The following is a 20398-nucleotide window of genomic DNA, read 5'->3' as shown; positions in this document are numbered from 1 at the left end:
ACTTTCAGATTAGAGACTAAAAGTAATTCCTAGCTGTAGTACCGATATTCCGAATCCAAGCTCGCCGTAGGCGGCCAGATTCTCGTTAAACAAATATCGGGCACCTCCGAAGATGTCATAATTAAAGTTGGAATAGCCATTGTAGTAAGGGTTTGCTCCCCACACTCTTTCGTTTCGGTACGATACAGAAACAATACCGTAGCCGACAAAAACCCCAGCGTATACATCTAGTGCACTATTGTCTATTCCGAGTGTATTGGAAAGGTGAAATGAGCCCCGGGGGCCTACGTAAATCACACTGACCCGCAGCGGATCGCCAAAGTAACGCCCGCGACTGTAGCCAGAGTATCCTATGCCACCACCAATAGAAACTTCGTCGTTAATAAAATATTCAGCGCTACCATTGAGAGAAACAGTGCCGTAGATACTGGAGCCAAGACCAATGCCACCGTTAATGATAAAGTTGCCGGACTGATATGCTGACTGACCAAAGCTGGGCAAAGCCGCTAAGATGAAGACTACAACAAAAGAGGTAATAAGCGTTTTCATAATTAAGATAATTTTGGTTTAGTATTTTTAGTTAATAATAGTCTACAATAACCCTTCAAGGAAAGCATAAAAGACTACGAGCAGCACCAAGACGATGGTAAGTATTGACTTCATAGGTAAAATGGTAAGTGAATGTTTTTAAATTGATTTTCACTAGGAAGTCGCATCAAGGCCTGGTGAGTAAACATTTTTTGGAAGATTTTTAAATTTTTTTTGTTTAGTTCCTTGTGTCAGTCGGGTGGCCGATATTACCGGAGCCAATTCGCTAAAAATAGGGCACGCCAAAGTAGGCACGAACTTTATTTCGTGTAGGGCAGGGATTAGTTCGCAGAACCCCCGATTATATTCGTAAAGGTGAAAATTGAGGGCGGTTACGTATCAGGTTGGGTAAACCCCCAAACGCTTGTAGAGATCAATGCGTCGGTTTTTAGGAATAGAAAATTTATCTTCTTCTGATAGGTAAACGTGGTTATCCTTGATTCTGGTTACATATTTCAGATTGATTACGTGCGAGCGATCGAGGTGAAAAAAGTTGCTGAACGCACTCAGGTAGTCTTCGTAAAAGTCACGTAGGGAAGACTTAAACATGGTGGGTGTTCCTCCCTGCACTTTATGGGCATCAATGTAGTGGTCGTCCACTTTTAGAAATATAATCTCATTAAGCTTGAGCAGTTCTTGTTCATTACGGGAGGTGGTAACCCAAACACCATCTTCCCCTAGTGGCTTTATAACCGCAGGAATGGTTTGTTGCGTCGCCACTTTGTTTCGCTCAACATGCATCATTGTTAAGTCTAGGGCGCGTTTCAGCCCGTCTTTTTCGTAGGGTTTCTTAAGGAAAGCGACCGGAAGGGTATGCTTAGCTTTCTCAAAACCTTTCCTATCGGGTAGCCCAGTCAGAAAAATAAAGGGGATGGGCAGTACCTGATTTATAGCTTCGGCTAGGCGAATGCCCGCTTCTCGCTCTCGCTTTAAGTGAATATCCAGCACCGCCAACGAGGGCTTTTCTTTTACCAATCCGGCCACCGCGCTATCAAAGTTATTGTAGGGGCCTATAATAGTAAGGCGTTCGGGATAGAATGAGGTTACATCTTCATAAATCTGATCGGCAATCATGGGGTCATCTTCAACGAGGAGTAACTTCATAAGTAGTTTAGGTAGATTTTATCGGAAATATAAGACTAAATTCGGTTCCCTGCTGGGTGGTATAATCCATCATGCCATCTAAATGCTTTACTAGCTTTCGGATAAGCCGTTGTCCGAACCCCTTAGCAATAACGGCTTCGCTAAACCCTGCCCCGTTATCCCGAACCAACAGGTGTAATTGACTGCCTTGGTGGCGTATTGTTATCCACAGTGTGGGATCAGCCATTTCGGCAAAAGCGTGTTTAATGGCGTTAGTTACCAGTTCAGCTGTAATGAGTGCTAGGGGAATAACTACATCGATAGGTAATACGAGTGATGAGCCAATATCTAGATTGAATTTTGCCTTAAGCGTGTGTGATTTCAGTAGTTCGTTTAGTAGCTTGTTGAAAAAGAAGGCCACCGGTACTTGCTCTTCATCCTCTAATTCGTACAACGTTTCTTCCAGATTAGACAAGGCAAAGATCATATTCTCGCCCCGCTTGATCTGGAACTTTTGCTCTTCGTCGTCAACCTCCTGCGAAACCAGTTGCAGTACGTACACCACCCGCTCCAGCACGTTTTGGGTGCGGTGCCGAATATCTGACTTCTGAAGCTCAATCAACTGGTTTTTCTGCTGGAGCTGCGCGTTCTTCTGGCGAATCTTACGGCGGTTATTCCAGATAACGACCCCAATTACAAATAATAGAGTGGTTACCAGCCCCAGAAAAATAGTAATCAACCGTTGCTGCTCCCGTTCGGTTTGCGCCAACGTAGCTTCCTGCCGAGCCAGTTCTTTCTCCTGATTAGCCTGGTTAAGTTCAAATTCCGATTGGGTTTTTACCACCGCCACTTTTTCTTCGTTGAACAAACTATCCCGCAGGGCAGCCCACTGATGCAGTAAGGTATTGGCCTCCCCAAACTGCTGCTGCTGCTCCAGCACGTCTATTCGTAACTTCCAGTTCTCCAGTTTATCGGTACGGATATCGGTTTGTTGAATAAGCTGCCGGGCACTATCCATGTACGCTATAGCTTGTAGTAGATTTTGTTTAGCTAGATACCATTCGGCAATGCTGTTGTAAATAGCCGTTAATTTTTCCTTGTTACCCACCGCCCGTTGAATAGGTAACGCCTGAAGTAGATAGTTCTGTGCTTTTTCCAGACTATCCAATTGAAGGTACACATTTCCGATATTATAGAGTGTAATCGCCTGCGAGCTTTTGCTTCCAGTTTGCTGCTTTTGCTCTAGTGCTCGAAAGTAATAATGCAGAGCCGAATCGTACTGATTCGTATCATCGTACAGTACTCCGATGTTGTTATACGAATAGGCTACTTTATCTTTCATTTGAAGTGATTTCCACTGCTGAAGTGCCATTTTATGATAGAACAGGCTTTTATCAATTTGATCCTGTTCTTGAAGTAGTAAGGCGATAGAATTACTAATAGAAGCAATACTTTTTCCTCGATCAGCTTCTTGAGCGAATTGTAAGGCTTCTAAATAATGACTGAGTGCGGTTTGATAAAACCCTTTGTTTTGGTAAGCAATCCCAATATTTTTTATCCGGCCAATCATCCGGGAAGTGTCCTGCTGAAATTTATCAGTACGAAGTGCCTGTTTAAAATAACTTATACCTTGATCTAGTTCTCCTAGAGTAGTATAGAAAAACCCAATATTATTAAATACATCTGATTTTCGAGTAGAATCGCCTAGATTCTCGTATATAGGTAAAGCATTTTGAAGAGTCGTGATTGATTGAGTCGTTTGCCCTTGATCGTAGTAATTTTCAGCTACCGTATATAAAGAATCAGCCTGTGCTCTTAAAGTATTATTTTTAGTATTTTCATCCTCAAGAGGGGTGGAAACAGTAAAGGAAAAGAAAAGTAGAAGTAAATACATCATAGTAGGTTAGCCTAGAGCTAAATATAGGAATTCCTACAGAGACTAGAGAACCTACTACGATGTATTTAAGTTCTCCCCTCCGGATGAGAGAGCCATTGGTGAAACATTGATCTACTCACAATCCTTACGACAGGGATCGTGCTCTTCTTCTCCACCGCCTAAGGTCTTGGCTTCCTCCTCGATGGCTACGCGAGTTTCATCGAAGATTGCTTCATCGACTTCGGAGGTGCAGCATATAAACGATAAAACAAAACCTGCACTGACCACTACTTTTAGTAGGGTTTTCATAGAAATTAAGGTTAAAGGATTATAAAAAATTTGCGTATTGAGATTAAGTTTATTGCATCAGGTTCTTGGGGTGAATGCGTCTTTAGTTGCGTTTCTATATTTGGTTACGTAGAATACGATCATACACAATGATAATTATTTTTGATCAGTATTGAAAGTTAAGAAGATGAATAGCAGTATGGTAACTGTAAGATAGCTTGCTATACGGTATTGATAAAACAGTAGTGTTTTTTTAAACACTACTGAGTACCTGATTATTCGCAACCGCCACGACAATAGTCGTGCTCTCCTTCTCCCCCCCCGAGTGTTTTAGCATCTTCTTCGATAGCTACGCGAGTTTCATCGAAGATTTCTTGGTCGGCGTCAGAGGTACAGTGTACTAGGGATAGTGCTACACAGATTCCTAATACTAGTTTTAATAGATTTTTCACGATACAATTGGTTTTTACATCACTTGAAAAAAAATGACTGGTAAGCCGTTAGGCTATTTTCTCGGGATAGAAGCACAGAAGGGGTATCCCTATCACCCGTATCTTCGGTGCTTCTGAAAAGACGTCTGCTTAAAGTTTCTCCAGATTTATTTTGAATAGCTCATTGTTAGTTGCTTTTGACTGTATGTCGGAGAGTGGTAGCTGCGGTAAACATTTTGAGGAATTATTTTTTCATTTTTTTATCTTCCGTTGTTACCGCTTTCGCATTTACATCAATATGTCGGCACTTGGGGTGTTGGGTAAACATTTTTGTGGAGTAAATTTTAGTTTTTTGCAAGCAAGTAGTGAGACTGATTGAGACGGACAGAACTTGCCTTAGTTGTATTGGCGAGTTTTGAGGGCTTACACCCCCTTCAAAAGGGTGAGAGTGGAATATTGAGAAGTGATAGTGACACAATTTCACTCAGACCCATTTAGTAAAGTCGGTGAACTTTCGGTTTGGTAAACATTTTACCGGAATAATTTTAGAAAAATTCTATTCTCCTTTTTTAGCAAGGTCGTCGCAGTATAGGTGAGGTTCGCAGAGTAGTTAAAAAGCACTTTCTTGTGCATATTTATACGTCTGGCGTACTGAGATGTACAAAATTTGTGTGTTTTGCAAAAACGGATTACATTGCCCGGTATCCGGGAAAGTATTTTGATTAACGTTTACTGCCGTGCTTTTTACTTTAGCGGTAGTTTATTACTTTGGCTGCACTTAACTCTACTTAAACTAATGTTTACCCTTTATATTTATTTTCGCCTTAGCTAATGGAGGATAACCAAAACGACCATAACCAAAGTCCAGAAGAAGAAATTAAGAAATTGTACAATGATAATGTGCGGAAGTTCGTTGGAAAGTACCAAAGGGAGTTTGGTCAAGACAACTGTCTAACTGCCTTTCACGATGCGGTTCTGGACGTTTATTTTCTGATAAACAACGGAAGAAAGACAAAGGCTAAAGGAGAAATTAAAAACGTAAAGGCTCTACTATTTAGGATTGGCTATAACAAGCTAATAGATATTACCCGAAAGGATAAGCGAGACCGAGGCGGTATGGATGGTTTTAGACAGGAAGCCGATAGCGAGTCACTCTTTGATCCTGATTTATTTTACTCAAATGAACGAATTGAGCGAATTCGGGCAGGGATCCGCAAGCTAGGAAAGGGGTGTCAGAAAATCATTTTCCTGCGGTTTGATAAGGGCTACGACCACAAGAAGATCGCTGAGATTATGGAATATGCTAGTGCTGATGTAGCCAAGACTCGGATATCAGTTTGTGTAGATAATTTAAGAAAAAAAGTTTTTGGGCCTGAACAAACGAATAAATAATGCTTACCGAACGACAAAAGCTACTGATTGAAAAAAATATATTGGGCAACATCACACCGGAAGAGTCCCAAGAACTGAAGGAATATCAAAAAGATCCGGAGTTTCAGGAAGAGTTTTCTTTTCAGGAAGATTTACGGCAAGCAGTGCGATTAGAGCAACGGGATGCCCTCGATGAAGTATTGCTAGAACTTAAAGCTCAAGTAGAAAAGGATCTTCTTACCGAGGGAAGCTCGGAAAAAATTGATGAAACCGGCGGAAGTAGTACTGGTAGCCCGCAGGCTAAAGTACACTCCTTGCGCCCCACTTGGGTGCTGGCAGTAGCTGCATCCCTGATATTGGCGGTTTCACTGGTTTTCTTTCTGCTAATAGATACTTCGCCAGGAGTTACTATTGAGCATTTGGCTCTGGCTAACCTACCAGAGGATACTGAACTGCCCGACGACACTCCTCGTACAAAAGACGGTTTAGATATAAATACTAAGCTAGCACTGGAGGCTTACGAGCAAAAGAATTATTCCGAAGCGGAATCACTATTTAACGAAGTACCGGAAGGAGACAAAAATAATAAGGCATTATTATATAATGCAGTTACGTTGCTAATGCTCAATCAGCAAAATGTTAATGATGAATATCTATCCCGAGGTATTGAGTATTTGGAAAGAATAGCTCAGGGTAACAGTGGCTATCGCCCTTATGCTGAGTGGTACTTAGCAATAGCTTATCTTACCAACGGAGACGAAACAAGTGCGGTAGAATTGCTTACTAACATATCAAACAAAGAGCAGCACCCTTACAATAAACAAGCAGCTAAAATGCTTAACGAGCTTGAATAATTTACTACTAATTCGCTTTTAGATAAAATACATTATTTAAGCTCATTTCTTCCCAGGGGCGCTGTTGGTTATTGGTTCTTTCCATAACTGCTTTTCGGGTATTTAAAAATACATCTTCTATGCGTTGCGGAAGAACAATTTGCTTAATAAGCTGTCCGGTATATACTCCGTTACCCTCAGCAGAGGTTCCGTCAGAGGAAGTTTCGCCCGGGGCAGTAGCGTAAGCAATTAAGGTTCCGGTAGGCGGGCTTATAGTAGCCAAACCGATTCGTTCGGCATCTTTAGCTGATATAAAATTTGACGAACGGCAAGCATCCAGGATAACAACATTTAAATCGCGCTCGCTACTGCTCTGAATCTTTTCCAGTACTTCGTTAATATTAATATATTTATCGATACCTCCTGTAGCATTGTCTACCGGAACCAGATAATTGATCCCATTGATTTCTAATCCGTGCCCTGAGTAATAGAACAGCGACACATCGGCTCGGTTTGCTTGTGCCACAAACGCCGGAATTTTTTCTCGCATGGTTTTACTGTCAGCATCTATTGCTTTGGTAACTTGAAACCCGAGCGATGCTAATGCACTCTCCATACTCAGTGCATCGTTCACTGCGTTCCTGAGGGCACTTTCTTCGTACTGATTATTACCTACAACTAGTGCGACTTTAGTCAGGTTGGCAGCATTAACACTTGGTTGGTTTACAACGTCCGGAGTTGAATTACTGCTTCTTTTCAAATAAAGCTCCTTTGCAGAAGTATTTCCACTTTGGCTTATCACCTCAACTCTAACGGTTTTCTCTTCGGTATCGAGCAGTAGTGTTCGGTTGAACTCACCTTCTGAATCCCAGGTAGTCTCTAATCCATCAATGAATAGTTTTTGGGCATTCTGGGCGTTGATTACCTGACCGTGAATTGCCACCCGAGTATTATAAACAACTGTTGAGTTAGTACCTGCTGCCTGTACGGGCGTAATGATATGAATTGCCGGGGTGGCACTGCCTGATTGGTTTTGGTACTTGGCCTGTAGAATAGTGGTGTAGCTTTGCAGTATATCCTGCTGCATTTGCCACATGTTATCGTAATGATTTTGCGTAGCTGCGGTGATATCTTCTTTCAGGGGTAGGCTTTTTTCGTAACAACTGGATTGTGGATTGATTTGTATCAGCGCCCCTACTGCGGCATCATAATGCCGTAGAGCTATCGCGCTTTGGGCGATGTTAATCAATCTTTCACAATTTCTATCTTGATACTCTTGATAGGCTTCCGCAATCAGTGTTGAGGCCTTGGCGTGGCAACCTTTGGCGTAGGAAGGGATGGAAAGCAAACGAATAAGGGCACCCTCATACTTTTCGGTATTTCTAAGATTAGTAACCTCACTAATAATCTGATCGCAGTTGTTGGCGTAGTAGGTGGTAACCTCATCCGTCGCCTGAGAGAATAAGTCTTGAAAGCTGTTGGCTTTACTAGAAATTTTGTTGATGAAATTATTCTTCGCTTGCGCCTCATTGGTTCCGCTACCAATAATCTCTACTGTCTCTGAAGTAAAGGCTTCACCACTTTTTAGTCCAACGGTTAGGCCAAAATCCCCTTTCATTACGTATAACTTTCGTAATCCTTCCACCACTTCCGATTCGTAGAAATTTACGGAAGGGGTCACGATAAACGGCGAAAACTCTCCTTGCGAAGCTATACCGTTTTTGGTGAGAATTGTCATTACTCTGGCTTCCAGCTTTTTTAGCTGACCAGCGTTTAGTTCCCCAAGGTTCTTGGGTGGATTGTAGGTGAGCACCAATCCGTCGTTAGAATCATTTTGGGCGTAAGATACTGACTCTAAGATCAGACACATTCCCAGTAGGATAGCAGAAAACAAGTATTTCACGGTACTCTAAATTATTCGGTGATGGTGACTACAAGTTCTTGCCCGACTAATGATGTATTAGCACTTAGTCCAATATCCTGGAAAAAGCTATACATCTCATATTCCAAATCACCGATTTGCCCATTAGCGGGTAGTCTAAAATCATCTACTGAGAGAGACGTTTCGGTAGAACCTTTCATGTGGTAGTAGCCATTGTGGGCGTTTTTCTTGAGCCAATCACGAATAATAAACTTTAGCGGAGTATTCTTTTCTCCTTTAGGTTCATTCATAGTGATTGAGGCATCATTGGCTAAATTGAAGTTGATTACGTATGAACGCCCTTCACTCCGCATGGCAGTAAATTTCTCCATCATCACGTCCAGCATTTTATTAATCGCGTCTTCGCTGGCTTTTTCTACTAAAATCCCAATTTGATCGGTGCGAAAAACTCCGGAGCTGCCGTTTGCATTTGACAACGACTGTCCTGTTGACTGATCGTAGGCCTGAAGAATGATTTGAGCACTATTACCGCCATCTGCTTTGTTGATAATTAGGTCAGTGTCAACGTAGATATCGGTACCCGACTCAGCGATGATTAGTTGTTTAAGATCGGATTGGTTCTCCATGTTCATTGTGCTTCTCCGTACCATGGCTCGGTAGCTGGCAATGAAATCATATGTAGTGAATTCCCGCTCATCAAACCCTTGCTTTACTTTCGACAGTGCCAGCCTTATGTTCGGATCGTTTTCAATTTTTGCCCGCATATCTTCATCTTGTTTTACAAAGGGCACTACCATTACGGTCGGCTGGATGGTTACTTGGTCGGCGGTGCCAGATTGCGCTTGAGCGAATGTACTGGAAAACAGTACCCCAACGAAAAGGGCAATTAGTAGTAAGTAGGTTTTCATGCGTAGTAAACTATATTCCGAATTTTCTAATAATTCCTTCGTCCTGGAGTCTCTTACGTAACAGTCGTAGATTAAATGATATATTCTGTTTAGACTCGTATTGTCCCCCTTGCTTTTGCTTGCCCGCCGAAGATGACGATAGTATGAACTCTTCCAGTAGCCTCTCACTGTAGAGTTTATCAAAGAAATCTTCGTGATTTGCCACTGCCTTAGCCTTATCCATGATCAATGGGTCTCGTACTGATGACCCTTCCTGGGGAAACCCTCTAAACATCACTGCGTCAAGTGCCCGACGATACGCATCCATCTCAGCATCTTCTTCCGTTTCACCGTAGCCCGTGGCACTCATTTGTAAGGTATTCCGGTCGTAGCTTCCGGTTAAAGACACATCAGTTGTTTTCAGTGGAGTCTTGCAAGCACTTACTAGCAAAACCCCCAGCAGAAATAGTAGTGTAGATTCATTAAGTCTAAGCATACTAGAAGAGGCGTTTACAGAATACTGTTTCACCGTTGTCGGTGCTTTCTAATATTTCTTTACGGCCAGAAACAACCCTGCATAAGGAGACTTGAGGGCTGTTGATTTCATAGATAACTGCTTCACCTAATGAACGCTCTATTATTTCTATATTACCACCACCTAGGTCTAAAGAATCAACTTTTACGATTTGAAACTTATTTCCTTGTTCCAAATTGTTAGCAGCTCCGCCGTTGATGTAGAACAGTGCTGGCTTACCAAATTTGCCTCGCTCCTCGATCTTCACTATGTCGTATATTTGTGGCCAGTGCTTGTAGATGAATCTGTTGGTCTTCTTGTAGATGTCTTCTTTCAAATCTAGCACTGCTGAGGCACTATCAGTGGAGCCTACTTGGATGGCATCACCTCCAAAATCAAGGCTTTCGGTCTCGATAATCTCTCCAGTCTCCACATCTACAATATTAAAGTTGAGATCTACCGCAGCTTTTAGCATTTTCAACCCATCCCTTTCGTTTCTATCTTTTGTGTCGTCGTCGCTTAGTAAGCTAGCAAACACGCTAGAGCCTGCTTCTTCGAAGCGGATAAACTCAATCTCGCCTACTAGCAGGTGGCTCGCTCCCAGTATTTTACCTTGCTCCACCAAAAAATCAGATAGGATATGCCACTCTTCTCTATTTCTATCGAGTTCTTCGTTGATTTCTGATAGCTTACTTCTCTCAACGAGTTTGAACATTTTGCTTTCTGAAAAAGCCTCATACACATTGTTGGAAAGTGAGCCACTGTACTTCCGATTCACTTCTTCGTTACCATCAAAAATAAAATCGGTAATACCAATGATCATGGGTGCGTCGCTCTGAGCGCAAATACGGGTGCCCCCTAGTAATAAGCAGATAAGGAGTAAATAACTTCTCATAATTAATAGTTTTAGTAATGTAGTAAATGTGAATGGGCAGGCTTTCTACCGGAAAGATAGGCCATGCCGGTAAATTACTTTTTAACGAATGGATTAATAGTAGCGAATATGACAAGAATTCCACTATGAAGTAGTAGTTCAATACAATAACGAATTCAAACTGTCATATTAATAGCTGCTATGTTAATGAATAGACGTGTATTTGGCAACATTTTTCAATCTAAAATTATGAAAACCCTGCTCGGTTCTTAAATCTGCCGACCAGTCTCACGGAGCTTTTGGTGAGATGCCGTAATAATAAAGAGGGTATACTTCTGTGTATACTAAGATTGGATTAAGCATTGCTTTAGCAACCTAATGGGAGGTAAGTTCTTATTGGAGAGGTACAAGGTTGTTCGTGTAGGAGTGATGATGGGTAGGCCGGGTGGATCACAGCAACTCAGATAACGTGATTTTGGCAAAACTAGCCTTCGGAGCACTGCAGACGTGGCAAGTGTAGTCTTCCGGCAAATCTTCAAAGGTTACACCAGGGTTAATCTCCGCACTGGGGTTACCAATTTGGCTATCGTATACTCCCAGGCATTGTGTGCATTGATAAACCTGCCGATCTTCAGCAACAGAAGATAAGGAAAGCTGCACTGATTTTTCCGATGGCACGGTCTTGGCGTGCAACTGTTCGTAGTATTTCTTACTTAACTCTATCAGTAAGGAAGGAATAACTTCTTTACTCACTGATCGGGCGTAGTAAATAAATTCGAACAGGTTGGGGTTGAAGTCTTTAGCGTATAGAATATTGTATTGCGTGGGTGCCTGCTCATTGCTAGCAACTACTCTCTCAATAGCTACTGAGGAAAATAATATCTGATGGGCTTGGGTTTTTACGGAAAATGTCAATCCGTAGGTGCTAATATCGCGTTGGTCTAACACCCGAACCAAATAATTCTTTAGTTCAAGTGCTTCATCATCAGCTACGGGTATATGCCAATTTAGCTCGAGAGAGGAATGACGCATATTGATACCGTACTTCCCCAATAGCTTCTCCCAGGCCAGTCGGTCGCCTTCGGTAATACCTTTTACTACAATAGACTTCCAGGGGGTTAACCCAATATTACCGATGTTGGTGGCCAAACATTGTTCGCAAAGGGCCTGCAAAAATTTGATAGTAAACCGATTATTTCGCCAGTACAATCCCATCCAGTACTTACCACCTTCCATCAGATTGATGCCTTCGTAGTAAGGAAACATGGTATCGGGGTACGCTAAAGGTTGCTCAATAGGTCGAGTGTTAAAGTGTACCTGCTGCTTAAGCTGTTCGTAGAGTTGAGAGAAAGAGAGTTGGTTGGCTAGGGGATTGAGCTTCTCCACGGCTTGAGCTACTTTGGCCAGATCAAAGCCGTAAATTAGTTCGGGGCAACACCAGGGTTTGGCCTGAATATCGGTATAGCGAAAATACAGGTACCAGTAGTTGTCAATAGGCGAGGCAATGAAGTTGATATTCCCCGTAAACAACGGAACCATGCCCTGCAAGGGATCAATGATATTAATCTTGTGCGTAGGGAGGTAGTCGAAGCTATCCAGAACGTAGTGGTAGATGTGGGGAGCTAGCCAGCGAGTGGAAGAAATGATGTCGCGGGTGATGTACGAACTTATGATGTTTTGCTGCTCACTTTCCTGATATTCATACGGCAATGGTAACGCTGCCAGTAGCACGGGTAACAAATCAACTTTAGATTTCTCAATAGGAAAGAGAATATCTTGCCGTGAACCTAAGTGGATATAATCCAGGTCTAAGGCTTGAGCTACCTTGAGCACCCCCAGCAAATCGCCCGGTGAGATAATACCGCCCTTGACAAACACTCGAATCAACACAATGGGCAAGGTACGTTTTCCTACGGAATCTTCCGAAAGTAATGTTTCAGTCATTGGTCATATGTCATTAGTCCACAGTCTACAAGTGACTGTCATCAATCATTACTCATCATTCATTCATCATTATTATCCACTGCTACACGATTACTGTGGCTTTCTCCTTCAGGATAGCTTGTATTTCGGGTTTGCAGCTTCCGCAACCTAATCCGGCCCCGGTGGCCTGACAAAGGGTGTTTAGCTGATCGGCTCCTTGTTCAATAGCCTGATCGATATTTCCCTGTCCAACGTTTCCGCAGGAGCATACAATTTTGCCAATCACCGCTTGACGTTCCCCTTTGCTTCGCAGGAGCTGCTCTCGTTGGTCACCCAGTTCAGTTTGGGTCTCAATAAGTTGCTTAAACTCCGCAAATTCGTCCTTGCTCCCCATCAAAATGGCACCTACTAGCTGATCCTGGTGAATAATGCATTTTTTGTAGTATGCTTTTGCCTTATCGATAAATACCACCTCTTCGTATTCGTCCCGTTGCGGGTGGGGAACTTCGGGAATACCAACGGAGCAGAGGTTCAGATTTGTGAATTTCAGGATATTCATGGGCGCACTACCCTCGTAGCGACTAAGTAGATCACCATTGATGAAGCGAGCGGCAACATCAGCTTGTTTTTCGGCCGCCGCGGTAATTCCCAGTATTTTTTCCCGATGTTGGGCAATCTCACCTAAGGCAAAAATAGTCGGGTCGGAGGTTTGCAGGTAATCGTTTACTTTCACCCCTCGTCCACAGTCCAGTTTGGCCTCTTTGGCTAATTCACTGTTCGGGCGGGTACCAACGGCATACACTACTGCGTGGCAACCCAGAGCTTTACCACTTTTAAGTCGAACTTGGATTGGTTCTCGGGGACGATGAGGATCGATCAATTGTACTTGATCGTTAGTGTAAATTTTAATCCCCATCTGCTCTACTTGCTCGCGGAGCAAGGTGCTAGCGGTGGTGTCTAGTTGTCGTTCCATCAGCCGGGAAGAAAGCTGCACAATAGACACTTGAACTCCTACTTCTGATAACGCCGCTGCCAACTCTAATCCTAACAAACCACCCCCTACAATCAGCACCTGACTTTCTTCGGGCAAGTAGGCTTTGAGTTTATCGGCGTTGCTGCGGTCGCGCAAGGTAAAAATGCCAGGGTAATGCATGGGTACATCCGGGGGAACGAACGCCCGGCTTCCGGTGGCCAGAACCAGCAAGTCGTAACGGTGGGTTTGCCCCTGACTGTCGGTGATGATTTTTTTCTCCCGGTTAATAGACTCAACGGGATTAGAAGCGTGCAATTGAACGTTTAGCTCATCAAAGGCGTCAGCCGTTTTAAACTTCACTAAGTCATCCCAGCCCAATTGATCGTTGACGTATTCGGGCAGTAGTACCCGATTATAAAATGGGTGAGCCTCTTTGGAAAATACGTGTAGCTCATCATCCTGATTGAGCTCCCGGTAAGTATTAATAAATCGGTAGGCGGCAGCCCCGGCTCCAACGATGATAATCTTTTGCTTTTCTTTCTGATAGCGAGCTACTTCTACTGCCGTGTATTTGAAGTCCGGCTCCTTAGAAACCGGATCAATCACTCCGGTAGTTAGGTTATTGGCCCGGCTAAAATCTTGCTGAAGTAGCTTTCCCCAGTGCATCGGCAGAAACACTACCCCACGTTTAATGGTCTTGGTGACTTTAGCATGAACCCGCACTTCCCCCTGATCATTTCGAATCACGACCGTATCTCGATCTTTGATACCCCTTGCCCGGGCATCATCAGGATGAATCTCCAAAAATGGGGTTGATAAGTGCTGATTAAGCTTTTGTACCGTTCCGGTCCTGGTCATAGTATGCCACTGATCGCGGATGCGTCCGGTAGTCAGAATAAACGGATAATCGGGAGTGGTGGTATCAGCGGGGTGAGAAGGCCCGCTGGGAAGAATTTGGGCTCGTCCGTTAGGCGTGTAAAATTTATGATCGGTAAACAGCCGGGGAGTACCCGGGTGATCGGCCGAAGGAACCGGCCACTGCACCGTTTTACGGGCTTTTAAAGTTTCATAGCTCAGCCCGGAAATATCAATATTGGTTCCTTTCGTCAATGCACAGTGCTCAGCGTAAATTGCCGCCGTATCCGGGTAATTAAAGCTGGAGTAACCCATCTTTTGAGCAAAGCGACACAGAATCTCTGCATCGGGCAGGGCTTCCCCGGGAGCGTCAATCACTTTGGGTAAGTAGGTAATCCGTCGTTCCGAGTTAGTCATGGTGCCTTCCTTCTCCAACCATCCGGCCGCTGGTAGCAATAAATCAGCGAAGGGCACCGTATCTGAGCGATAGGAAATATCCTGCACGATGACAAACGAAGCTTTCTTCAGGGCGGCTTCTACCCGCCGGGCGTTAGGCAAACTTACCAGCGGATTAGTGCAAATAATCCAGATCGCTTTCATGCGCCCATCTTCTAGGGCGTCAATCATTTGGGTAGCCGTGAGTCCTGGTTTATCGGCAATTTTTTCTACCTCCCAAAAGTCGGCTACGGCTTGGCGTTGCGCGGGGTCAAGCAAGTTTCGGTGAGCTGCCAGTAGGTTGGCCATCCCACCTACCTCCCGTCCGCCCATCGCATTGGGTTGTCCGGTGAGAGAGAATGGGCCAGAGCCGGGCTTGCCGATATGTCCTGTAATCAAGTTAAGGTTGATGAGGGCTAAGTTTTTATTGACTCCGGAAGTACTCTGGTTTAGCCCCATTGCCCACATGGTCAAGAAGCCTTTAGACTCTCCAATCCAGCGAGCGGCTTTTTTAATGTCATCAATAGATACATCGCAGATGGCTGCCGCTTCGGCTAACGTGGTTTGCATTGCCTCCTTACGGTACTTCTCGAAGCCGTCGGTATGGCTCTTAATAAATGTTAGGTCAATATCGCCCTGTTCAATCAGGCAGCGACCGATGGCTTGGTACAAAGTGGTATCAGTGCCCGGACGGATTTGCAGATGCAGATCAGCTTGAGAACAAGTTTGGGTTTGGCGAGGATCAACCGCAATAATTTTGGTGTTGGGATTACGTTCCTTGTGCTGCTCAATACGCCGGAACAAAATAGGATGACACCAGGCTGGGTTGGCTCCCGCAATGAAGAAACAATCGGCTAGTTCAATATCTTCGTAGCTAATCGGCACCGCATCTTCCCCGAAAGCTTTCACGTAGCCTACCACCGCTGAACTCATGCACAAGCGGGAGTTGGTATCAATATTATTGGTTCCTAAAAAGCCCTTGGTAAGCTTGTTGGCCAAGTAGTATTCTTCAGTCAGGCACTGCCCCGATACGTAAAGCCCTACCGAATCCGGCCCATGCCGATCAATGATTGAGCTAAAGACGGCAGCCGCCCGTTGAATAGCTGTATCCCAGTTGACCCGCTGCATAGGATGATGGCGGCTCCACCGCATATGCGGATACAGAATGCGGTCGGTATGGTTTTGCGCCACATGGTGCAGGTTCATTCCCTTAGAGCAAAGCATTCCCCGATTGACCGGATGATCAGGATCGCCTTTCACCTCAATGCGGCCTTTGGCATCCTGGTTTACGAGGATTCCGCAGCCTACTCCGCAGTAAGAACAAGTGGTACGAATGGGGGAAGATGACTTCATAGGTTACTGAGATACGAGTTGGAATTCGAGATACGAATTTTGAGTTGCGAGCTAATCTAAGAGCTCGCAACTCAAAACTCGTAGCCTAGTCAAGCACCCCCGCTATTATGCAGTGACCGGAATAGGTTCAGATTTTAGAGCAGCTTTACTAGCCAGTGCTATGTCCATCTCGGCTTTGGCTTCAGTTTCAGCTACCGTAGAGAAGCGAACCAGCATGGACAGAGCAGATACTCCGACCACGACCATTCCTACAATGGTGAGCGCTTCGGGATAGGAGATATTTTCAGCTTTGAACAGGAAGCCAGCTGCTACGGCGCCGGCATTACCACCCGCACCAACGATTCCCGATACAGCACCAATAGCTTTCTTATTAATGAATGGCACCACTGAGTAGGTAGCTCCTTCAGACATTTGTACGAACAGACTGAATACGATCATGCTGATAATCGCCAACGGCAGCACCGCCATCTTGGAGAAGATAATCAGCGCGATCCCTTCCAGGAGTAGAACGATACCTAAAAATGCTACGCGACCCTTCAGTCCGTACTTGATACCGGCCCGGTCGCCAAAGATACCACCCAGCGAACGAGCGAAGATATTCATCAGCCCGAACAGTCCGGCGATGAGCCCAGCCATTCTCAGGTCCAGATTAAAATAGTCGTGGTAGTAGATAGCTGCAATGTTATTGATCGTGAGTTCTACTCCAAAGCAGGCGCCGTAGATAACAAACAACGCCCAAACCCGGTAATCTTTCATAGCAGCCACAAATGAGCCTTTGGCATTCTTACTCTTAGCTGCAAAGTCAGGGTTAATCTTTTTCAAGTCTTTCAAATTGCCTTCGGGATAATCGGTAGTGAAACGATAGTAAAGTATTCCGCAGATTACCAAGGCGACGGCGGGAACTAGCATCGCGTAACGCCAAGCAGAGGCATCTAGAAAGCCAAGCCCGACAAATGCCGCAAAAATGAGAGGCATCACCATTTGAGTAACTCCTCCGCCCAAGTTACCCCAACCGGCGGTGGTGGCATTAGCCGTACCAACCACATTAGGGGCAAACATCATGGATGTGTGGTACTGAGTAATCACAAACGATGCCCCGATCACCCCGATGGCAAGGCGAAAGATGAGAAAGCTTTCGTAGCTGTTGCTTAGCCCAATCAACATCACCGGAATAGAACCTAAGATTAGTAGGTAAGTATAGGTAATTCTCGGACCAATTTTATCGCAGAGCCAGCCAATTGCTAACCGGGCAAACACGGTAATGGCTACGGAAGAGATAATAATATTCCCAATTTGCCCTTTAGTTAAATCTAGTTCATCCCGAACTACAGCCATAAGCGGGGCGATGCCAAACCAGCCGAAGAAGCACAAAAAGAAAGCAAACCAACTCAGATGAAAAGTACGCATCTGGATAGTTTTGAGACTAAACAAATTGATGGAAGTCGCTTTGTTGGATTTCATAACTAATAATTAGTGAGTGGTGAAGAATAATTGATGAGTAATGACTAATGAGTGATGATTAATGGTGTGATCGTCTTTAATCATTCATCATTATTTATCAGTCATTACTGATTACGTATATTTACTTAGAAATAAAGGTAGGGTTGAAGGTGAGCATCATCCAGGCCCATTGGTTTTGACCCTGTCGTTGTGCTCCGCCCTTAAGGGCTTCCAGTGATTCCGTAGAGAATAGGTGGGAGTAGCCTAGCTTAAAATTAACCTCATCGCTTAGGTTGAGATTGTACACTAAATCTATTTCCTCGCCCAGCGTACCGGAAAGCTTTTCTCCGGTACCTTCCATTGCGTAAATAGTAGTAGGCGATTGAAAGTAATGAGCGTGGGCGATTAAAGCCGATTTTTTACTGAGTTTGAATTTGGACTGCACGTACACATCTAGTAAACCAGCCGTTTGCCCGCCCTGACCGTGATTGTTACCCACGTAGAAATAGTCCATAAGGCCGTAAAACTTATGATTGGTGCCGTAGAGCGGGACAAACGCTCGGTTAGTATTGGCATTCGCCTCTGAACCCGACAGATAATCAAACCCTAACGTAAGCGGGGTGAGCGAAGTGTTGACAGTAGCGTTTAGTGCGATAAGCCAGGCGTTCACATCCTGATCAGCCGGATCTTTCCCGCCCTGGTAGTACAGCTCGCCAGTGAGTTTAACTGTTTTGATCTGCTTGCTACCGATAAATCCGTAGGTTTGGCGAAAATTAAGACTAGAATCGGCCAGTTGACGGCCATCGTTGAAGATGAGGAATGAAGCATTAGCGGCAGCCCAGTCTTTATGCCACCAAGCAAACTGCATAGTTTTATAATTATTTACCCCGTCGTAGAAGGTGCCCGAAAGCTGTCCCGGTTCAAAGGGAACATTTTGATTATAAGCTGCACCCACATGAAGTTTCCAGCCACTGGAGTCACTTAGCATGAGCAAGGCGGCATCGTGGCTACGTCCCTGCTGGGCCCAGTCGAGATCTCCCAGAAACCGGGCATTATCGTAGTTTAAAGCTTGGCGGCCGACTCGAATAGCGGTTTTAGGAGAGAAGCGGTACTCGCCGTAGGCTTCGTACACATTAGTGAGTGCCGGATCATTTTTATATATCTGAGCCGCATTTCCCCAGATGCGTATGTCTTGCAGGGATAATTGAAACGCTAATTTTTCGTGTTGGTAGCCGAAGTTAATTCGGGATCGTTGCTCAATAAAGAACGCAGGATCATTAGCCTCGGTGTTGGGGGTTTTGAACCCGTTTCGGAATTCAGCCCGGGGGCGTATCTGACCACTCAGCGTGAATTGACTGTACGCTGTGGTGCTTAGACTTACCAGCAAAACTGCTAGGCAAAGTTTGGTAAATGATTGAAGCATGAGGGATACAGTTTGAGTGAGTTACTTGAATCATCCGGATTGATTCAAAGGTAAAGAAGAATTTTGTTTTTACGTAATATTACGTAAAAATATTTTCCAAAAATTCAGTAATTAAGAATAATTACTTAGAAAGGTGAATAATGAATAACGACTGATGATTAATGATGGATGGAAAGAGAGGGGTTGGAAGTATGATAAGAGGTTAGGAATTGAGAAATTAAAGGAAATTACTTCGCAAAAGTCAGAGGTGGGAAGTAGTGGCTAACTTGTCGTTAGTCATTAGTCACTAATCATCAGTCATTGCTAACTGTACCGAGCCACGGCGGCATTGCTCACTGTTCACTGCTTCTTAGTCCTGCGGGGTGTTGAAGTTTTTGTACAGGCTGATCATTTCGTTAGGAACATCCAGAAAAAAGCTATTCAAATGGTGCTCAACAACAGCGTACATACTTTGGTCGGTGAGGCGACCTTGCTGATAAAGGTTATCTAAATTTGCTAAACCAGTTTGGCTGTAAATTCCACACAGAGGTTGCATCTGCTTTCCGGTGCGGCAAACTACTGCGGTATGTGGTTGATTTTGCTGTTGAAAGGTGTCAATCCAAAGGTCAAATGCTTCCGCGGTTAAACGAGGCGTATCACAGGGAGCCACTAACAGATGCTGCTGCGGAAAGACCCGATGCGCTGAGATCATACCCCGTAATGGCCCATTAATCCCGGTAAGCACCTCGTCGGTAATTAAAGATATATCAGGCAGACGACTCGCGTAGGCAGCCTGCTGATCGGAGCGAACGGAGAGGTAGGTCGGTAATTTTAGCTCAGATAGCTGATTATACAATTGTTGCGCCCACGGAATTTCCCCTTCCTCTTTCAGCCCTTTATCGGTACCCATCCGGGAACTGAATCCTCCGCACAAAATTAAAGCTACTATATCCTGCTTGCTTACGTTCATACGAAAAAATTGTGGTTAATAGAACATGCTTTACTTTTTGCCAGCAACAGTTTCTTTTTTAATGAATTCCCTCAAATCTCTAAGAAACTTCAAGAAAGCTAGCTGATTTCCACATTCAGGACAGTATTTAGCCTTTTCAATTGAGGGTGCTTCTACGGAAGAGACGAATTCAAAGTTTTCGTATCCAATCCTCTTATTATCATTAAATCCGAGATATTCACCTTTATACGATCCAAAGTCAACATCACAGAAGTCACATAGTTGTAATTTTAGCCCCCTATAAATATTGTAAACATTGTATTGGTGTTTGCCTTGCTTAAAATGTTCAATCTCTTCCTCCAAATGCCCACAGTCGTTACAAGGTGCACAATCTACAACCTCAAGCTTTGAGTAGCATATTGGGCATTGTTCGTTTTTCAT

17 protein-coding genes are annotated in these 20398 nt (G+C 44.2%); 2 read left to right on the top strand and 15 right to left on the bottom strand.

Annotation, left to right across the window (positions count from 1 at the left end):
• Window positions 1-9: 9 nt before the first annotated feature.
• The 5 genes from P0M28_RS09860 to P0M28_RS09840 form a co-directional block, all read right to left on the bottom strand.
• Window positions 10-549: a hypothetical protein gene (locus P0M28_RS09860; RefSeq protein ID WP_302209736.1), complete on the bottom strand. Its 540-nt coding sequence runs from the start codon at window positions 547-549 to the stop codon at window positions 10-12.
• A gap of 378 nt (window positions 550-927) precedes the next feature.
• Window positions 928-1692 carry a response regulator transcription factor gene (locus tag P0M28_RS09855; RefSeq protein ID WP_302209727.1) on the bottom strand — a complete coding sequence of 255 codons (765 nt, stop codon included), beginning with the start codon at window positions 1690-1692 and terminating at the stop codon, window positions 928-930.
• A 7-nt stretch (window positions 1693-1699) separates the two neighbouring features.
• On the bottom strand, window positions 1700-3568 hold the full coding sequence (locus P0M28_RS09850) for a tetratricopeptide repeat protein (RefSeq protein WP_302209726.1): 1869 nt from the start codon (window positions 3566-3568) through the stop codon (window positions 1700-1702).
• Window positions 3569-3679: 111 nt separating this feature from the next.
• A complete protein-coding gene (locus tag P0M28_RS09845; RefSeq protein ID WP_302209725.1) occupies window positions 3680-3856 on the bottom strand; it encodes a hypothetical protein in 177 nt (58 codons plus the stop codon).
• 254 nt (window positions 3857-4110) lie between these two features.
• The gene (locus P0M28_RS09840; protein ID WP_302209724.1) at window positions 4111-4287 is read right to left on the bottom strand and encodes a hypothetical protein; all 177 of its coding nucleotides are present in this window, start codon (window positions 4285-4287) and stop codon (window positions 4111-4113) included.
• 810 nt (window positions 4288-5097) lie between these two features.
• On the opposite strand from P0M28_RS09840, the gene P0M28_RS09835 reads away from it, so the two are divergent.
• Window positions 5098-5658 (top strand): RNA polymerase sigma factor, encoded by a 561-nt coding sequence (locus P0M28_RS09835; RefSeq protein ID WP_302209723.1) that lies wholly within the window; start codon window positions 5098-5100, stop codon window positions 5656-5658.
• Complete coding sequence (locus P0M28_RS09830) at window positions 5658-6491, top strand: tetratricopeptide repeat protein (RefSeq protein ID WP_302209722.1); 834 nt, start codon at window positions 5658-5660, stop codon at window positions 6489-6491. The genes P0M28_RS09835 and P0M28_RS09830 overlap by 1 nt, the downstream gene beginning before the upstream one ends.
• A gap of 7 nt (window positions 6492-6498) precedes the next feature.
• Here the strand turns inward: P0M28_RS09830 and P0M28_RS09825 are convergent, their stop codons facing one another.
• From P0M28_RS09825 to P0M28_RS09780, 10 genes are all read right to left on the bottom strand, one after another.
• Complete coding sequence (locus P0M28_RS09825; RefSeq protein ID WP_302209721.1) at window positions 6499-8373, bottom strand: caspase family protein; 1875 nt, start codon at window positions 8371-8373, stop codon at window positions 6499-6501.
• Window positions 8374-8384: 11 nt separating this feature from the next.
• Entirely contained in the window at window positions 8385-9260 is an 876-nt protein-coding gene (locus tag P0M28_RS09820) for a DUF6175 family protein (RefSeq protein ID WP_302209720.1), read from the bottom strand.
• Between the two features lie 10 nt (window positions 9261-9270).
• Complete coding sequence (locus P0M28_RS09815; protein WP_302209719.1) at window positions 9271-9735, bottom strand: hypothetical protein; 465 nt, start codon at window positions 9733-9735, stop codon at window positions 9271-9273.
• Window position 9736: 1 nt separating this feature from the next.
• Window positions 9737-10648 (bottom strand): LpoB-related protein, encoded by a 912-nt coding sequence (locus P0M28_RS09810; RefSeq protein ID WP_302209717.1) that lies wholly within the window; start codon window positions 10646-10648, stop codon window positions 9737-9739.
• Window positions 10649-11077: 429 nt separating this feature from the next.
• Window positions 11078-12571, bottom strand: a complete 1494-nt coding sequence (locus tag P0M28_RS09805; protein ID WP_302209716.1) for a rubredoxin — start codon at window positions 12569-12571, stop codon at window positions 11078-11080.
• A gap of 82 nt (window positions 12572-12653) precedes the next feature.
• Window positions 12654-16166, bottom strand: a complete 3513-nt coding sequence (locus tag P0M28_RS09800) for a nitrate reductase (protein WP_302209714.1) — start codon at window positions 16164-16166, stop codon at window positions 12654-12656.
• 105 nt (window positions 16167-16271) lie between these two features.
• Window positions 16272-17627, bottom strand: a complete 1356-nt coding sequence (locus P0M28_RS09795) for a NarK family nitrate/nitrite MFS transporter (RefSeq protein WP_302209712.1) — start codon at window positions 17625-17627, stop codon at window positions 16272-16274.
• Window positions 17628-17748: 121 nt separating this feature from the next.
• Window positions 17749-19029 (bottom strand): alginate export family protein, encoded by a 1281-nt coding sequence (locus P0M28_RS09790; protein ID WP_302209711.1) that lies wholly within the window; start codon window positions 19027-19029, stop codon window positions 17749-17751.
• A 349-nt stretch (window positions 19030-19378) separates the two neighbouring features.
• On the bottom strand, window positions 19379-19978 hold the full coding sequence (locus tag P0M28_RS09785) for a molybdenum cofactor guanylyltransferase (protein WP_302209709.1): 600 nt from the start codon (window positions 19976-19978) through the stop codon (window positions 19379-19381).
• A 30-nt stretch (window positions 19979-20008) separates the two neighbouring features.
• Window positions 20009-20398, bottom strand: coding sequence for a hypothetical protein (locus P0M28_RS09780; RefSeq protein WP_302209707.1), 390 nt, complete (start codon window positions 20396-20398; stop codon window positions 20009-20011).

The sequence above is a fragment of the Tunicatimonas pelagia genome, from assembly GCF_030506325.1.
Classification (GTDB): domain Bacteria; phylum Bacteroidota; class Bacteroidia; order Cytophagales; family Cyclobacteriaceae; genus Tunicatimonas; species Tunicatimonas pelagia.
Note: the sequence above shows the minus strand (reverse complement) of the source record. Positions and strands in the feature narration are given on the sequence as shown.

Excerpts from the sequence above, each read along its gene's own strand:
- P0M28_RS09860 (WP_302209736.1), bottom strand. The coding sequence starts at position 549 with ATGAAAACGCTTATTACCTCTTTTGTTGTAGTCTTCATCTTAGCGGCT.
- P0M28_RS09855 (WP_302209727.1), bottom strand. The coding sequence starts at position 1,692 with ATGAAGTTACTCCTCGTTGAAGATGACCCCATGATTGCCGATCAGATT.
- P0M28_RS09850 (WP_302209726.1), bottom strand. The coding sequence starts at position 3,568 with ATGATGTATTTACTTCTACTTTTCTTTTCCTTTACTGTTTCCACCCCT.
- P0M28_RS09845 (WP_302209725.1), bottom strand. The coding sequence starts at position 3,856 with ATGAAAACCCTACTAAAAGTAGTGGTCAGTGCAGGTTTTGTTTTATCG.
- P0M28_RS09835 (WP_302209723.1), top strand. The coding sequence starts at position 5,098 with ATGGAGGATAACCAAAACGACCATAACCAAAGTCCAGAAGAAGAAATT.
- P0M28_RS09830 (WP_302209722.1), top strand. The coding sequence starts at position 5,658 with ATGCTTACCGAACGACAAAAGCTACTGATTGAAAAAAATATATTGGGC.
- P0M28_RS09820 (WP_302209720.1), bottom strand. The coding sequence starts at position 9,260 with ATGAAAACCTACTTACTACTAATTGCCCTTTTCGTTGGGGTACTGTTT.
- P0M28_RS09815 (WP_302209719.1), bottom strand. The coding sequence starts at position 9,735 with ATGCTTAGACTTAATGAATCTACACTACTATTTCTGCTGGGGGTTTTG.
- P0M28_RS09810 (WP_302209717.1), bottom strand. The coding sequence starts at position 10,648 with ATGAGAAGTTATTTACTCCTTATCTGCTTATTACTAGGGGGCACCCGT.
- P0M28_RS09805 (WP_302209716.1), bottom strand. The coding sequence starts at position 12,571 with ATGACTGAAACATTACTTTCGGAAGATTCCGTAGGAAAACGTACCTTG.
- P0M28_RS09800 (WP_302209714.1), bottom strand. The coding sequence starts at position 16,166 with ATGAAGTCATCTTCCCCCATTCGTACCACTTGTTCTTACTGCGGAGTA.
- P0M28_RS09795 (WP_302209712.1), bottom strand. The coding sequence starts at position 17,627 with ATGAAATCCAACAAAGCGACTTCCATCAATTTGTTTAGTCTCAAAACT.
- P0M28_RS09790 (WP_302209711.1), bottom strand. The coding sequence starts at position 19,029 with ATGCTTCAATCATTTACCAAACTTTGCCTAGCAGTTTTGCTGGTAAGT.
- P0M28_RS09785 (WP_302209709.1), bottom strand. The coding sequence starts at position 19,978 with ATGAACGTAAGCAAGCAGGATATAGTAGCTTTAATTTTGTGCGGAGGA.
- P0M28_RS09780 (WP_302209707.1), bottom strand. The coding sequence starts at position 20,398 with ATGAAAAACGAACAATGCCCAATATGCTACTCAAAGCTTGAGGTTGTA.